Source organism: Adhaeribacter rhizoryzae (genome assembly GCF_008629685.1).
In the GTDB taxonomy this organism is placed as follows: Bacteria; Bacteroidota; Bacteroidia; order Cytophagales; family Hymenobacteraceae; genus Adhaeribacter; species Adhaeribacter rhizoryzae.
Window position 1 is genome coordinate 1 of sequence record NZ_VWSF01000038.1, and the last position, 15,714, is coordinate 15,714.

A 15,714-nucleotide genomic window follows, 5' to 3' on the forward strand; every position below is an offset into this window, starting at 1 on the left:
GCCGCCGGTTTAGCAACCACCAAAGTAGTAAAATTATACCCGCAGTGTTCCGCACCTCCATCCGTATCTATTTCTTCACCGGCAGCCAATGCCAGCTATACGGCCCCGGCCAACCTTACCATTAACGCTAATGCGGCCGATAGTGACGGCAGTGTAAGCAAGGTAGAGTTCTTCCAGGGCACCACTAAGCTGGGCGAAGATGTTACGGCGCCGTTTAGTTACAATTGGAGCAATGTGGCCGCTGGCTCTTATTCGTTAACCACTAAAGCGACCGACAACACGGGTCTGGTAACCACATCGGCCCCCGTAAGCATTAGTGTTAATGCGCCCGCCGCACCAACCGTGAACCTTACCAGTCCGGCGGCCAATAGTAGTTATACAGCACCAGCAAGTATCAGCATTGCTGCCAATGCAGCGGATACTGATGGCGCTATTGCCAAAGTAGAGTTTTTCCAGGGCACAACTAAGGTCGGCGAAGACCTGGACATTCCTTACAACTTCACCTGGAGCAACGTGGCAGCCGGTAGTTACAGCCTTACGGCAAAAGCGACCGACAACAGTGGATTGGTAACTACTTCTGCGGCGGTTAACATTACCGTTAATGCGCCAATTCCACCAACCGTAGCAATTACCAGTCCGGCAACCGGCGCCAGCTTTATGGCCCCAGCAAGTATTACCATTGCTGCTAATGCCACTGATGCTGATGGCACCATCAGCAAAGTAGAATTTTTTAATGGAGCCACTAAGCTCGGCGAAGATGCCACGGAACCATATAGTTACAGTTGGAGCAATGTGGCCGCTGGCAATTATAACCTCACCGCTAAAGCAACTGATAATAACGGTGCTACTACTAATTCGGCAGTAGTAGCCGTTACCGTAAAAGCCCCAGTTGCTCCAACGGTGGCGCTTACTAGTCCGGTTGCGAACACCATTTTTATGGCTCCGGCAAGTATTTCAATAACTGCCAATGCCGCTGATGCAGATGGGAGTATAGCCAAGGTAGAGTTTTTCCAGGGTACCACTAAGCTGGGAGAAGATCTGAGCAGTCCTTTTAGCTTTAGCTGGAACAATGTAGCCGCTGGTACTTATTCGTTAACCGCTAAAGCTACTGATAACACTAACCTGGTAACCACATCGGACCCAATAAATATTATGGTTAATGCGCCAGTTCCACCAACTGTGTCTATCACTGCTCCAAATAATGGAGCCAGCTATACGGCCCCGGCTAGCCTTACCATTGCTGTCAATGCGGCCGATAGTGACGGCAGTGTAAGCAAGGTAGAGTTCTTCCAGGGCTTTACCAAGTTGGGCGAAGATGTCACGGTGCCGTTTAGTTATAGCTGGAGCAATGTGGCCGCCGGTAGTTATAGCCTTACAGCAAAAGCCACTGATAACAACGGCCAGGTAACTACCTCGGCTCCGGTAAGCATTACAGTTAATGAGAGCGTGCCAGTTGCATCAACCATGGCCCTTACCACCACCGTTACTCCAGCCGAACCCTGGTACGGCATGTACGGGCCTTTTGAAGGCGCAGGGTCCATAGATTTACATGTTAGTGGCGGTATAGCGCCTTACACGTACCGGTGGCATTCTGGCACGGGTACGCAAGATATATCGGTTGCTTCGCCAGGCCTGTATTCGGTAACGGTAACCGATGCCAGTGGTGGCAAAGCCCAAACAACCTTGTACGTGGGCCGCAAAAACGGTCCTATGACATTAGCTTCCGCTCATCTTAATGCTTCGGGGGCAGAGAATCGGGATGGTTCTATTAACTTAAGTGTAATAGGCGGCGTACTGCCTTATACTTACCGCTGGAGTAATGGTGGCACTACCGAAGACCTAACCGGATTGCCTCCGGGCAGTTACTCGGTGGATGTAATGGATGCTTTTGGTAAGGTGGTTACCACCTGGTTAACGGTATCATCGCCGGGAACGGAATTAAGCCTGGTAGTTGCCCATAAAAATATAACCAAATCCAGTCCTGACGACGGGTTTATAGATTTAACGGTAAAGGGTGGCGTAGGGCCATATACCTATCGGTGGAATAGCGGGACTGCCAGCCAGGATTTACCGCGGGTGACAGCCGGTTTGTATCAAGTAACGGTAACCGATGCTAACGGCAATACCGCTTTTGCCTCGGTAAGGGTGCTGGCCCCCGGCGAATTACCATCAGCTAAAAGCCCGGTTACAGATGAAATATTCCAGGTAGCGGAACCAGACTTTGTGATTTATCCAAATCCAACCAATGCCCGTACATCCGTTAAATTTAAACTTCCTTCGGCTGGAAAGTACACTTTAGAGCTATATGATAGTAAGGGTGCAAAAGTTAAAACTATAAAAACCGGACAGGCCCTGGCTAAAAGATACGAAACTTTAGAAATAAATTTGGTCAATTATTCACCAGGGCTTTATATGTTGAAGTTGATTACAGATTATAAGGTAACTTCTAAACCGCTTATTATTCAACCGTAAATTAACACCCGCTGGAATACCTGGTATTAAAGAAAAGAGAAGCCCCGCTTTTTGGGCGGGGCTTCTCTTTTTAATAAATGAAAGAAACTGTTTTAACGGTATTAAAATCTTTAATCAAAATATAGGTAATGGCCATATAGACCCTTATAATACCAAATCGTATAAGCATTCTTTCTTAACCGCACTATAGCAATAGCTTTTGACCAGACATCACCAATCTTTAAGATCAGTGAGGTTTTAACTTATGGCATTTACTTTATACGATTTGGTATATTTTATTTGAAATTATTTAGAACCTAATCCCATGATAGAAAGTATTATAGTATTTTTTATTGATTAATAACAACACTGCTGAAACTACCGCTATCACTAAAAGCCTTAAATTCAAAGAATAACTCTTAGTCCATTCCCTATGATGAAAAAATATATACTATTACTTACCGTATTTTTTTTTATACAAGAAGCGACAGCCAGTATCCCACGGCGCAAGAAACCTTTGGCGGTGCTTCGCTTTGAGGTTTGGCGGATGATCCACTTGCCGCAACTAAAAGCAACGAGTGGGGTTAAAATACAGCATGTAAGACGCAGGGGCGTGCAGTTACATCAAAAGCAATTTGCTACTAAATAATGATTTTATCAAGGTTTTAGAAGCTGTCTAAAGCTGGAATAGTTAACCAGATATCTTGCAAAACACGGAAAAAGATACTAAAAAAGATTTGGTGTTGCTAGGTCTTTTTACCTCATAAGGCTATTTCAAAAATTATACTAAATTATTAAATGCTGAGACAAGTAGGGGATAGTTTACATAAGTGTACTTATAGGCTGCAAGGGTAATGTTCATATTGCAGAATTGTTATTAAAACGAAGGGATACAGCATAAATTCTTCGAAATGGCCACGATTGTGCTGTATGCTAAGGAAACTCAAAAATTAGCTCCGAAGGAATAACGATAGCCCAAAAAATCACCTCTAGGGACAATTTTTTGGTTGCTTAATTTTCGATCATTTATTTTAAATAAATTATTCCTTTTGTCTGTTTTACAGCATCTTGATTTTGTTTAGTCACGTACACGAATAATTATATGTTTTAAACAACTTTCTCTTACCATTTGGCATATCTTTTCATGGAAGAAGCTCTTATTATTCGTTTACAGAACCAGGATCAATCGGCTATGTCGCTTCTCTATGATAATTACTCGGCAGCTTTATACGGAATTATTCTACGCATTGTAAAAGATGAATTCATTGCTGAAGAGGCAATGCAGGATTGTTTTGTTAAAATTTGGTTTTCTTTTTCGCTTTATGATAGCAGTAAAGGCCGTTTATTTACCTGGATGGTGACGATTGCCCGCCATGTGGCCATTGATAAAATTCGTTCTCCTGCTTACCGCCAAGGGCGACAAAACCTAGCGTTAGTAAGTACTGATGAAGATAGATTAGCAGCTATCACCTCCTTTAAACCGGAATGCATCTGGGTTAAAGAATTAACGGCCATCTTATCGGCTGACCAAAGGCAAGTAGTAGACCTGCTCTATTTTGAAGGCTACTCCCACATTGAAGTTGCGAAAGTATTAGCCTTGCCTTTGGGTACCGTAAAAACCAGGGTACGCCGGGCCCTGCAAATACTTCGTAAGCTATTAGTAAAGCCCGCGGTATTAGCCGCCTAGAAAAGAAAGAAAATTTATTCTAAGTGGCAAGCAGATTATTACTCCAATTATGACCTTTCGGTTAGCAGCAGTCTTTGCTAATACTACGTCTGAATTCTGGTTACAGGTACAGGATATCTAATTCCAAAGCCAGCTCTAACTTATGGTTAACAACTAGAATAATCTTACTCCTTCCTTTCTCTCCTCTTTTTATATAAGGTAATCATCTAAAGCAAACATAGGATAACTTCACTTATAATGTTTTACTAGTCGAATAAAAGGTATAATTAAGATTTGAGCCTTCCATTCTTACTAATTTAAAAGCTAACATATCTTTTATCAGATTCAGTCTTTTTCAATTACCTTTGGCCGCCTATTCATCAGCCATTAAATGATTAATCATCAGTTATTTCATAGTTTTCTCCATGATTGAAATTCAAGACGAGTTGTATAAAGACCTAGAGGCCGTCAGGCAAATTTCAATTGTGCCCTCCATGCTAGAAATGATCTGTCAGATCACCGGTATGGGGTTTGCCGCTATTGCCCGGGTAACTAGTGACCGATGGTTGGCCTGCAGCGTACGCGATGAAGTGCAATTTGGCTTACCAGTAGGTGGAGAACTAAAAATCGAAACCACCCTCTGCAATGAAATAAGAAATCACCGTCAACTAATCATCATTGATCATGTCGAGGCAGATCCACATTACAAGCATCATCACACGCCTCAAATCTACGGGCTACAAAGCTATATTTCCATTCCCATTATTCTAAAAGATGGCACATTTTTCGGTACACTCTGCGCGATAGATACTAAACCGGTCAAAATAAACAACACGAAAGTAATCAGTACTTTTACCATGTTTGCCGAATTACTAGCCTTCCATTTACAAAGTCAGGAATTAATGGACCGCAGCTACCAGGCTAATCAAGCTTTGGTGGGTAAAAATACCATCCTAACCCAAGTTAATACCGATTTGGATACCATTGTTTATACCGCCTCGCACGATCTGAAAACACCGGTTGCTAATATTGAAAGCTTACTTAATATGTTAGCCGATACTATTGAGCAAGAAGAAATAGACCGAGCAGAAATCAACCAGATCATGGGAATGCTTAAATCTTCCGTGCAGCGCTTTGCCGTAACCATCAAGGACCTGACCACCATTGTCGAAGCTGACCAGAGCAGAAATGAAAAAGGATCTGAAGTAATTGCCATTTTCGAGATCGTAGATGATGTCAAGCAGGACTTGAATCAATTAATAATAAATTCTAAAGCAAGCATAGAAGTGTTTAGTCCTGATAGTTTTCTATTGAACATTTCCAAAAAGAATTTCAGAAGCATCTTGTATAATCTTTTAAGCAATGCCCTCAAGTATCGTTCATCGGAAAGAACGCCGCAGGTACGCTTAAATATGGAACAGGTGGAAGGAAGGATACAGCTTTCTGTTAGGGATAATGGTCTGGGCATACCCACGGAAAAACAAGATCAAGTATTTACCCTGTTTAAACGCTTGCACAACCATGTGGAAGGAAGTGGCCTGGGTTTATATATTGTAAAAAGGTTAGTTGAAAATGCGAAAGGGCAGATTCAGGTTAATAGTACGCTAAATAAAGGTACTACTTTTACCATTATTTTCCCTATGGCAATATAGCTAAGTTGCCCAGCAGCACCAATAAAGGCGCAGAGCATAATACTACAAAAATCTAGCTAGTTTTTCTGGCGTCAGTGGCTTTTCAATAAAATCAACTACCGGATATTTTCTAGCTCTAGCTAAATCCAGTTGGTGGGTCGAACTGCTCAGTAAAACAATTTTGATGGCAGCGCAACTTAAATCCGCTGATTTTTGGAGCTGTTCTAAAAACTCAAAGCCATCCATAATGGGCATATTAATATCGAGTAAGATCAATTCTGGGCATTGCTCTCGCTGGCAGACCTCTTTGACAATATCTAATGCTTCCAGGCCATGACTAGCCGTTAGAATATCTACTTCAACGGCAACTCTTTTAAAAACTCTTTTTGCCAAGAAACGACTGGTATCATCATCGTCTACTAATAATATTATTTTCGGGGATTCCATCCTAATTCAATTACCTCATCCAGAATTAGATTAGGATAATAGTGTTGGTTTACGCCAGGTAGATGTAGTAGTTGCCAGAATTGTACAAAACCCATTTTCAACCCCTATTTAATATGAACTGTGTTAAAAGTCAAGCTTTTTAGGGCCGAATATTTGTAAAATCAGGGCGGTAGGGAATGGAAGATTTCACAATCGCAAAAGCTTGTTTGAGGAGCTTGTTGCAGACGGCAATTAAAGCCACTTTCCCATTTTTGCCTTTGAGCACTAGCCTTTCGTAAAGCCCCTTGCAAGTAAGATTGGAATCCTTAGCAACTTTCATTTTCTTCCCTTAACTAAAAATTCTGAATTCACCCTTTGTTTTACATAATAGGTGATATAAGGTAAGTTAGCTTCTAGCCAAAGGCTATTAGTCTTGGTTGCATTTCCCAAACGAATATTTATAATTCGTAACAAAAGATTTTATATACATGGCACTCAGGTTTGGGTAATTATACCAGGGTGCTTTAATCAATGCTAATTTAGAGCCGGAAGTCTGATGCTGAATTAAGTTTCATATTGCTTATGAAATCTTTAATGGATAAGACTTCTATAGCTTGTGCTTTTGTCATTTGTAATTCCTTGTGTTTTTTCAGGACCGGGTTCAGAATGGCCAGTTCAAATCCCGCAAGAAGGTCATCAATAGAGGTGTAGGTTATTACAGGCTTTAGTACCCAATCATATTTTCCAATCAAGCTACTGAACATGGAAAACGGTTTCTCACCCGCTTGGATAATAGGCACGAATGGGATTTGGAAATCCGGCACAGTTGCCTGTAGTTCCAGGGGTGCGGAGCTGGGATTGGTAATGTCAGCAATAACACAAAAAGAAAGACTGGCCAGTGACTTAATGGTTTCGGTAAAATCTCGGGAGGGAGAGCGTTCAAAATCAAAGATGATGGGTAGCAGGTTATACTTACGCAATTCATCAGCTATGGCGTCCAACACGGCTTTTCTTTCTGGGGTAAATCTTCCTAAAATTAATACAGCTTTGGAAGTGATGGTATCAATAATATTGCGGACATTTTTATTATTCAGTAACAGGTAAACAAATTGGGCTACTTGTAGGTCATCTACCGTAATTTCTGGTTCCCCTATAGGTGTAACAACTAGGTTGGATTGATTCGCAGGGGTTCCCTCCAGTGCCCAGGCGGAAATTCCATATATTTTACAGTTTGTTAAAACCGCTTGTTCCAGGTTCGTTTCTACTAAACTTGCATTTTGCAGACCGGCTCCTGTGAGATTGGCCTGGCTTAAATTTGTTTTGTAGCAATTGGCTTCTCTGAGGTCAGCTCGACTGAGATTGGCATCTTTGAGATTGGCCTTCCGGAGATTAGCTCTAAAGAAGTCGGCTTCTATGAGTTCGGCTTCTATGAGTTCGACTCCACTAAGATTAGCTTCCCTAATCGTTCCTTTTAGGAGATGGACTCGGTTGAGGTTGGCTTGGCGGAGGTTAGCTCCACTAAGATTAGCTCTACTAAGATTAACTCTACTAAGATTAGCTTTCTGGAGTTTGGCTTCTCTGAGGTCAGCTTCTATAAGGTCTGCTCCATTAAGCTTTGCTTTTCTTAGGTTAGCTCCACTAAGATTAGCTTCTCTGAGGTTAGCCTGTTGGAGATTGATTCTAAAGAGGTTGCCTCCACTGAGGTTAACTCCACTGAGGTCGACTGGCATGCCTGGATTTTCGTTTCTCCACTTATTCCAAACCTTTACACCCTCCCGGATTAACTTAAGTTGATTCTCATCGGCCATTTTATATCACCTTAATATTTAGTTGAATATACCTTAAAAGCGCCATACCTGACACATTAAACTATTATAAAATCTTTAAACCCATCAAGTATCTATAATTAAAGCTGAGGACTTGTGAAGTTATGGAAAAACAAGCGAAACAGCAGAAAGCCAGAGAGTACCGGATAAGAACTTATCAGCAATTTGGCTTTATTAGTAAAGATATTATTGCTCCTCCTTTTCTTCAAGTTTCTTCTTCAATGCCTCATTCTCCCTTTCTAGTTCAATCTCCCTTGCCGTTTTAAAGGTTCCTAACATTTGTCCTTCCCTTGCTTCTATCCACGCTTCAGCAGGATGTATAATATTTTGTTCTAAATTAGAAACAACTTCATCTTGATCTTTATATGTATATATTTTCAATAAGCTTTTAAACCCGATTGATATCTCTAGAAGTGTTACATATTCCTTTTCTGTATGCAATAAAATGGGCTGAATGGGTTTTGAAGGATATTTCTCAACAATTGACCTGAGCTCTTCACGAACCATTGTGGCATCAGTCACATCAGCAATGATGAACCGTGACATGCCAGCAAGTGTCAATACCGTTTCAAGTAAAGTTTGATTTTGCGTATTCGCAAAATCAAAAAGAATAGGAACGTAATTGTATTTATTTAATTCTTGACGAATAAGATCCAATACGTTTTTCCGATCTGGTGTAAAACGACCCAAAATAAGCACCGCTTTGGAAGTAATAGTGTCTATGACATTCCGAACATTTTCATTATTAAGAAGCATGTAAATAAACTGTGCTAACTTAAGATCATCTACCGTGATTGCGGCTTCCTCATTAGGAGTAATAATAAGGCTCGATTGAGCTTTAGGCGCTCCTTTTAAGGCCCATGCTGAAAGCCCATATATTTTACTGTTAGTCAGAATAGCTTGCTCTAAATTTGTTTCTACTAAAACAGCATTTTGCAGATTAGCACTTGTGAGATTAGCATAACTGAAGTCTGTTCTGTAGCAGTTAGTTTCATGCAGGTTAGCTTCATGTAGGTTGGCTTCAATGAAACAGGCTCCAGCAAGAGAGGCATTAGAGAGGTCGGCTCCATAGAAATTTGCTTTACGGAGGTTAGCTTCATAGAGCGCGGCTCTACTGAGGTCGGCACCAGTCAGTAAGGCTCCAGAAAGGTCAGCATCACTGCAGGAAGCATCAGAAAGGTCAGCATCTCGAAGGTCGGCATCTCGAAGGTTGGTGTTGCGGAGATCTGCTCCCGTGATAATAGAGCCACTGAGATTGGCTTCATTAAGGTTGGCCCGGTAGAATTTAGCATTATGAAGGCTCCCTTTTTGAACCCAAGCTCTTTGGAGGTTGGCATCAGAAAGGTCTGCTTCTCCGAGGTCTGCTTCTCCGAGTTTGGCTTCTCGTAGATTAGCTCCTCTGAGGCACGCTCTTGAGAGTTTAGCTTTGCCGAGTTCAGCGCCCTCTAGGTTGGCTCCCCGAAGGTCAGCGCCTTCGAGGTTCACCTTGACTTTTGGATTTTTTCTCCTCCAATTATTCCAACCCTCTACACCATCTAGGATTAACTTACATTGACTCTCATTTGTCCATGTAGTATTCATTTTTATTTCCTTCTCATCACTCTCCCACAATAATTGTAAAGTGTCTCGAAGGGGTGTCTTACTTGCTCTTATAGCATTATTAATCCTATCTTCCTCATCACTCTCCTGTAACATACTCATATCAACTAGTAGAGGCTTGTTATCCACTAATGTATCATTTATATTTATTTCTTTGTCTTCTCTTTCCCATAGTTTCTTCAAGAAGGTTAATATTAGCTTATGTATTTTCATCAAATTAATATTTAATTCACTAAGTAGATGCGTATCTAAATTTATATTTAGTATTTTTAAATATATTATAACTTTTTGGTTTTCTGACTAGAGAGCTAACGGGCCGAGATTTCAAGTACTCCATAAATCCACTTTGGCTTTCTAGCAAGTTCAAGGAATTAGATATGTAGGCCGCAGATAAGTCTTTCAACAGTAAATAATAGTTCTTAAAGTCCATTAATTTTAACTATTCATCTCAATAAGTCATCTCATTAATCATGGTGGCCGTATAATTATTGAAACGAGTTAAAAAGATTAAAAGAATACAATTATTATATATTGTAATTTGGCTCATTGCTGTTTTGTATAACTTTCATTGTGGTATTTATGGTTCTGAAATGTAGCATTGTGCTAAAGCTTATTGAAGTTAAGTGGTTATTCTTAGCTTTAATCCGAAAAGCCAATATGCGAGAACTCATTCATCCATTTGAATTGTGCCAAAAAATCCTTATTAAAATAGGGATACAGCCCTTTCCAATCAGATTCTAAGATACGAATCGCTTTTTCCAGGTTCGGCTCAAAGATGCTTTTCCAATCAAGAGCACCTCGAATAAGATTAAGTAAGTCACTTCCTCGAAGATATATATCTTCACTAAAATAAATTACCCATTCGTTACACAGATCATTATATCCCGAGATACTGGTAAGTAAGTATCCATTGCCTGCCACAAAGAATACATTACCTGATTGCCGTAATCCTTTAATCTCAATGGCGTAACCCCTAATATGTAGCGGATGACCTTCCTCCGTATTATCGTGTGTCCTTTTATATAATGCCTCCACAATTTCATAAAGGCTCCCATTTTTTTCCGGATTTACAGTGATGTCCAATTCATAACCGAATAAGCTTTTCCACCGAAATGTATACCAGTAATCCGGATTTGGTGTAACATAGTAACCCTCAAACGGCTCTGATTCGTAGGAGCTTCGATGAGTAACAATTTTGCTAAAGCATTCAAATAACTCGCCAGGTTCCACCAGAGAATTATGGATCCAATCGATATTCTCACAGTCTAATGTGAAACTCTTACTTTCCCATTCACTATCTTCCAATAGGATTGGTGGTTTCTGCTGGGGACTACGCCAAAAAACAAGAGAATATATAGCAATAACTTTTTCAATGAACGAGTAGATTTTTACTTGGTCTTCTTGTTCAGGTAAGTAGATCTTACGAAGCAACTTCTGTATATTAGAATCCCACTCAACCGAAAGGTTCAGGTGTTGGTAGCTATTTAAGGTTTCAGCAGCACTAATTGAAAGATTCGGAATAGGAGTGCCATCGAGGGTTATTGGATAGAACCATTCATGTTTTTTAGAACCTTTTCGAAGTAGTTCTAACGCTAACTCTAGTTCTTCATTTGCATACGACTCCTCATACCCAGTTCGAGCTTTTGAAAAGCAAGCCAAAAAAAAGTGGCCAGTATTCATAGCATTGACGATAGCACTTTCCCAATGATTTCCTGGCTCAATATCGTTCCTATCTAGCCAAACTTGCACCCCATTTTTTTGAAGGTCATTTACTAACCGGTTAATTACAGGTTGATCCTCATGCTTATAAGAAATGAATACGTGCGCCATACGAAACTAAATGTTTTTTAACACTTTAAAGACTCTCCTAACACCTTTTCTAATTCTAGGTGAACACAGTTGTATTTTATAAAAATAATATTTACTATTAGAAAAATATAATATTATGTCAAAAAAATCAATTTGGGGGCCCTTAGCCACTCGCTACGAAACAGAACAACCGCGTAAAATCCTTTCTCTCGACGGTGGAGGCATAAGAGGTGTATTAACATTAGAAATATTACTGGAGCTAGAACGCCAGTTAAAAACGGAATTAAAGCAAGATGACAATTTCCGACTAAGTGATTACTTTGACTACATAGGCGGCACCAGTACCGGTGCTATTATTGCGGCTGGTTTATCCAGAGGTATGTCAGTGCAACAATTGCTGGATTTCTACGAGCAAAAAGGGGAGGCCATGTTCGATAAAGCCTTTTTATTAAAAAAGGTTAAGTACTTTTATAATGAAGGCCCCTTAGTGAAAGAACTGCAAAATACCTTCGGTAAAGGAGATATTGATTTACAGTCAGGGGATTTTAAAACCCTTTTGTTGGTGGTAACCATGAACCGCTCCACCGATTCTCCCTGGCCTATCAGCAATAACCCTGTAGCAAAGTACAATGAGGTCAGCAGACCGGATTGTAATCTCCGCATACCTTTGTATCAATTAGTTCGGGCAAGCACAGCAGCTCCCGCTTACTTCCGCTCTGAAACATTGCAATGGGACCCCAAAAACCCAGAAAAGACTTTTGTATTTGTAGATGGGGGCACCACTCCTTATAACAATCCTGCCTTTCTTTTGTACCGCATGGCAACCCAGAAACCATATGGTCTTAATTGGAAAACGGGAGAAAAGAATCTGCTCATTGTTTCGGTTGGTACCGGTTCAGCACCTAGTCCTGGAGGCTATGATAATCTGCTGGAAACTTTAAAAGAATTACCCAATAATCTGATGTACTCCATGCAGGTTGACCAGGATATTAATTGCCGAACTGTAGGCCGTTGCATTTTTGGTGCACCTATCGACCGGGAACTAGGTGATTTGATACCCTTAGATGAGGAAAATAATATAATAGGCCTGGACAGTGATGCCAATCGCCATTTTAGTTACGTTCGCTATAATGCTGACCTCAGCCAGAAAGCCTTGGATGAGTTAAGTCTAAATCACATAGATAGTGATGAGGTGCGACAGCTAGATTCAGTTGAGCAGATAGATAACTTAAGAGAAGTAGGAAGAGTGGTGGGAAAGAGTCAGGTAAAGGTAAAAACCCATTTCCGCAACTTTATCAATCAACCCCAACCCAGCAGTAAATGAATCAGTGGATATTATTTACGGGGCACATGATTGATGCGCAGGACAGACCAGAGCCCCGTTTCCCAGCTGATAAAGAACAGGCCGCTAGATATGAGATTGAAAAGCATTTGATTGAAGAAAAAAAAGCGGCAACAGGTGAGCTTAAAGGTATAGCCGGCGGGGCCTGTGGGGGCGACATTCTATTTCATGAACTGTGCCTGGAACTGGGTATCCCCACGGAAATGTACCTGGCCCTGCCATCGGAGGAATTTAAAGAAGCATCCGTTTCATTTGCTGGTAAAGAATGGGATACCCGCTTTGATAGGTTAAATGAACAACTGCCTGTTTACATTTTACCGAAAGCAAAAGAAATTGATGAACATAATGTTTGGGAAAGGGCCAATCTATGGATGCTGGACAATGCGCTGCAAGACGGAGGCAGTAACATGTCCTTGATTGCTTTGTGGGATGGTAAAGGTGGTGATGGGAGTGGAGGCACAGAGCACATGGTCCAGATTGCCAAAGAACAAGGAGCACACATCAATATTGTTAATATAAAAGAAATATAAGTTAATGGCGGTTAAAAAGGTATTTGTTAGTTATGACCACAGCGAAAATGTTCACTATAAAGATTTATTAAGGGCATGGGATGCTAATACTGATTTCGATTTTGAATTTGACCAGCGTTCGCCCAATGTTCCGATTGAAAGTACTGCTTCTAGTGTAATACAAGGAGCTTTAACTAAAAAAATGAAAGAGGCAGATTACATCTTGGTTATAATCGGTGAAAAATCATACTCTAGCAAATGGATGAAGTGGGAAATAGATAGAGCCAAGCAGCCAGATACTAATCTAAGATTTGCAGCGGTAAAAATTAAATCAGGCAACATTAATCCTGCTGGTCTACCCAGATATACTGCTATTGCTAATAGCTTTACCTTAAGCGGTATTGTTTATGCGTTAAACAATGCTATAATGTGTTATTAACTGTATAAAAATCATCATAGTAATGACCCAAAAATTTAGATATATCTAAGCTTCTGTGATTAACTAAATACTTAAAAATAGCGCATGATTTGTCTAATGGAATTCCGAAGAAGCTTTGATTCGTTTTATTTCTTAATACCACTGTTACTACACTTGTTTTAAAAATTGTTTTCATCCATCAGCAACATAATTGTAAATTATAACTATGGGTATTATCTCTTGAACTGGTTTACTTTTAAATAAAGCAAAATACAAATGGTTATGAAAAAAGTAAAAAAAGAAAAAAGAATTTGTTTCGTTGTAATGGGTTTCGGAAAGAAAACCGATTTTGAAACAGGACGGGTCCTGGACCTTGACAAATCTTATAAAAATATGATAAAGCCAGCTGTAGAAGCTGCAGGGCTAAAGTGTGTTCGGGCTGATGAAATAGTACACTCTGGCCTTATTGATGTTCCTATGTATGAACAATTACTTAATGCAGATGTGGTCGTTGCTGATTTATCCACTTCTAATAAGAATGCTTTTTACGAGCTTGGGGTGCGGCATGCACTACGTCCTTTTACAACTGTAATCATAGCAGAAGACGGAATAAAAACATTTCCCTTTGATTTAAATCATGTTTCAATAAGGAAGTACCACCATTTAGGCGAAGATATAGGCTTTGAGGAAGTTATGCGGTTTCGCCAGCAATTAACAAAAGCTATAAAGGAAATAATGAAAAAAGACCCCAGAGATAAGGACAGTCCGGTTTATGCTTTTCTCAATGGTCTTAATCCACCAGCTTTGGCTGCTGCTGTGCAAGCTAACATACAGGAGGCTATTGATACTGGCCTTCAAATTCATAATAAGGAGGCTGAACTGAGAGACGAAAAATATGCCAATAAGAATAAATCAGTAAATTCTGGTTTGCCGGGGGAATTAAAAACCCATAATGATTTGATGCAGCAGGTAGATGAGGCACAGAAAAATGGGGATTGGATAAAAGCTAAAAAACTGCTTACCTCAGTACGTAAGATGAAAAAAGATGAGATGAAGAAACAAGGGATGACTAAGAAAGAAGTGATGAAGCAACCGGAGGATGCGTACATCCTTCAACGATTAGCTTTGGTTACTTATAAGAGTAAGCTTCCTAATGAAAAGGATGCCTTGCTAGAAGCCCACCAGTTGCTTAAACTCTTAAAACCGGATACTTCTAATGATATAGAAACCTTGGGTTTATGGGGAGCTGTTCACAAGCGCCTTTGGGACTTAGAGAAGATGCCAGACTATTTAGATGAAGCAGTGCGAGCCTATGGGAGAGGATTTTACATCTGCAATGATTATTATAATGGTATTAACTTTGCTTTTTTGCTCAATGTTCGAGCTGCGCAATCTACTGACCGAGCTGAGGCTATTGCCGATTTTGTAGAGGCCAACCGGGTCCGAAAAGAAGTATTGTCAATTTGCGAACAATGGCTCAAGGATAACCCAATTCCTAGTAATGATAAGGTTCCAGAAATGGCCATAAATACATACCTTAAGAGTTGGTATTGGGTAATGGCTACAATTGGGGAATCCTTGGTAGGATTAGGTGATGAAAAAAATGCTCGAAAAGTATTGAATGAAGCTTATGAAAAAGCACCTGAAGGATGGATGAAACAATCCACTAAAGAACAACTGAATAAATTAATACCCTTGTTTAATGACTCCCCGTTAAAATATATAATAACAAAATGACATCAGTTTAAAATCAGCAATTTATTATTTATCGAGATAAACCTGAGTTATCCATTTTAATTTGCTGATAGTTATATCAATTTGATAAGTTATCCCAGACATTTATTCTATGGGCCATCTTTTAAATATAACAAAAGCCAGAAATTACGCTTTGTTTAACATAATCGTAGTTATCAGCGAAAAGGCATTTCCAGCTAATGGAGTGGGGCTTTTTGGCAGCTTTTTTTTGGTACTTTCGAGGGAAATCTCCCTCTGCTAAAAACCTGTCGGTACCACCCTTTAAGTATATTAATTTTTACT

General features: G+C 40.2%; 13 protein-coding genes. 8 read left to right on the forward strand and 5 right to left on the reverse strand.

The window, feature by feature from the left end:
• The 4 genes from F0145_RS25430 to F0145_RS25445 all read left to right on the forward strand — a co-directional run.
• On the forward strand, nt 1-2,472 hold a 2,472-nt coding region (locus F0145_RS25430; RefSeq protein WP_150093409.1), incomplete at its 5' end, for an Ig-like domain-containing protein.
• 412 nt (nt 2,473-2,884) lie between these two features.
• Complete coding sequence (locus F0145_RS25435; protein ID WP_150093410.1) at nt 2,885-3,100, forward strand: hypothetical protein; 216 nt, start codon at nt 2,885-2,887, stop codon at nt 3,098-3,100.
• Nucleotides 3,101-3,595: 495 nt separating this feature from the next.
• Nucleotides 3,596-4,138, forward strand: coding sequence for an RNA polymerase sigma factor (locus F0145_RS25440; protein WP_150093411.1), 543 nt, complete (start codon nt 3,596-3,598; stop codon nt 4,136-4,138).
• A gap of 404 nt (nt 4,139-4,542) precedes the next feature.
• Nucleotides 4,543-5,769: a sensor histidine kinase gene (locus F0145_RS25445; RefSeq protein WP_150093412.1), complete on the forward strand. Its 1,227-nt coding sequence runs from the start codon at nt 4,543-4,545 to the stop codon at nt 5,767-5,769.
• A gap of 42 nt (nt 5,770-5,811) precedes the next feature.
• Here F0145_RS25445 and F0145_RS25450 read toward each other — a convergent pair whose 3' ends face one another.
• The 5 genes from F0145_RS25450 to F0145_RS25470 all read right to left on the reverse strand — a co-directional run bounded on the left by F0145_RS25450 (nt 5,812) and on the right by F0145_RS25470 (nt 11,429).
• On the reverse strand, nt 5,812-6,195 hold the full coding sequence (locus tag F0145_RS25450) for a response regulator (protein WP_150093413.1): 384 nt from the start codon (nt 6,193-6,195) through the stop codon (nt 5,812-5,814).
• A gap of 139 nt (nt 6,196-6,334) precedes the next feature.
• Nucleotides 6,335-6,514, reverse strand: a complete 180-nt coding sequence (locus tag F0145_RS25455; RefSeq protein ID WP_394349610.1) for a hypothetical protein — start codon at nt 6,512-6,514, stop codon at nt 6,335-6,337.
• A 199-nt stretch (nt 6,515-6,713) separates the two neighbouring features.
• Nucleotides 6,714-7,982: a pentapeptide repeat-containing protein gene (locus F0145_RS25460; RefSeq protein WP_150093414.1), complete on the reverse strand. Its 1,269-nt coding sequence runs from the start codon at nt 7,980-7,982 to the stop codon at nt 6,714-6,716.
• A gap of 204 nt (nt 7,983-8,186) precedes the next feature.
• Nucleotides 8,187-9,782 (reverse strand): pentapeptide repeat-containing protein, encoded by a 1,596-nt coding sequence (locus F0145_RS25465; protein WP_223816237.1) that lies wholly within the window; start codon nt 9,780-9,782, stop codon nt 8,187-8,189.
• Nucleotides 9,783-10,238: 456 nt separating this feature from the next.
• Complete coding sequence (locus tag F0145_RS25470) at nt 10,239-11,429, reverse strand: toll/interleukin-1 receptor domain-containing protein (RefSeq protein ID WP_150093416.1); 1,191 nt, start codon at nt 11,427-11,429, stop codon at nt 10,239-10,241.
• A 115-nt stretch (nt 11,430-11,544) separates the two neighbouring features.
• On the opposite strand from F0145_RS25470, the gene F0145_RS25475 reads away from it, so the two are divergent.
• From F0145_RS25475 to F0145_RS25490, 4 genes are all read left to right on the forward strand, one after another.
• Entirely contained in the window at nt 11,545-12,732 is a 1,188-nt protein-coding gene (locus F0145_RS25475; RefSeq protein ID WP_150093417.1) for a patatin-like phospholipase family protein, read from the forward strand.
• Nucleotides 12,729-13,280 (forward strand): hypothetical protein, encoded by a 552-nt coding sequence (locus F0145_RS25480; protein WP_150093418.1) that lies wholly within the window; start codon nt 12,729-12,731, stop codon nt 13,278-13,280. Before F0145_RS25475 ends, F0145_RS25480 begins: the two co-directional genes overlap by 4 nt.
• 4 nt (nt 13,281-13,284) lie before the next feature.
• A complete protein-coding gene (locus F0145_RS25485) occupies nt 13,285-13,698 on the forward strand; it encodes a TIR domain-containing protein (RefSeq protein ID WP_150093419.1) in 414 nt (137 codons plus the stop codon).
• Between the two features lie 261 nt (nt 13,699-13,959).
• The gene (locus F0145_RS25490; RefSeq protein ID WP_190277646.1) at nt 13,960-15,414 is read left to right on the forward strand and encodes a TRAFs-binding domain-containing protein; all 1,455 of its coding nucleotides are present in this window, start codon (nt 13,960-13,962) and stop codon (nt 15,412-15,414) included.
• The last annotated feature ends 300 nt before the right edge of the window (nt 15,415-15,714 follow it).

Coding starts and splice junctions, on each gene's coding strand:
- F0145_RS25435 (WP_150093410.1), top strand. CDS start 2,885: ATGATGAAAAAATATATACTATTACTTACCGTATTTTTTTTTATACAA.
- F0145_RS25440 (WP_150093411.1), top strand. CDS start 3,596: ATGGAAGAAGCTCTTATTATTCGTTTACAGAACCAGGATCAATCGGCT.
- F0145_RS25445 (WP_150093412.1), top strand. CDS start 4,543: ATGATTGAAATTCAAGACGAGTTGTATAAAGACCTAGAGGCCGTCAGG.
- F0145_RS25450 (WP_150093413.1), bottom strand. CDS start 6,195: ATGGAATCCCCGAAAATAATATTATTAGTAGACGATGATGATACCAGT.
- F0145_RS25455 (WP_394349610.1), bottom strand. CDS start 6,514: ATGAAAGTTGCTAAGGATTCCAATCTTACTTGCAAGGGGCTTTACGAA.
- F0145_RS25460 (WP_150093414.1), bottom strand. CDS start 7,982: ATGGCCGATGAGAATCAACTTAAGTTAATCCGGGAGGGTGTAAAGGTT.
- F0145_RS25470 (WP_150093416.1), bottom strand. CDS start 11,429: ATGGCGCACGTATTCATTTCTTATAAGCATGAGGATCAACCTGTAATT.
- F0145_RS25475 (WP_150093417.1), top strand. CDS start 11,545: ATGTCAAAAAAATCAATTTGGGGGCCCTTAGCCACTCGCTACGAAACA.
- F0145_RS25480 (WP_150093418.1), top strand. CDS start 12,729: ATGAATCAGTGGATATTATTTACGGGGCACATGATTGATGCGCAGGAC.
- F0145_RS25485 (WP_150093419.1), top strand. CDS start 13,285: ATGGCGGTTAAAAAGGTATTTGTTAGTTATGACCACAGCGAAAATGTT.
- F0145_RS25490 (WP_190277646.1), top strand. CDS start 13,960: ATGAAAAAAGTAAAAAAAGAAAAAAGAATTTGTTTCGTTGTAATGGGT.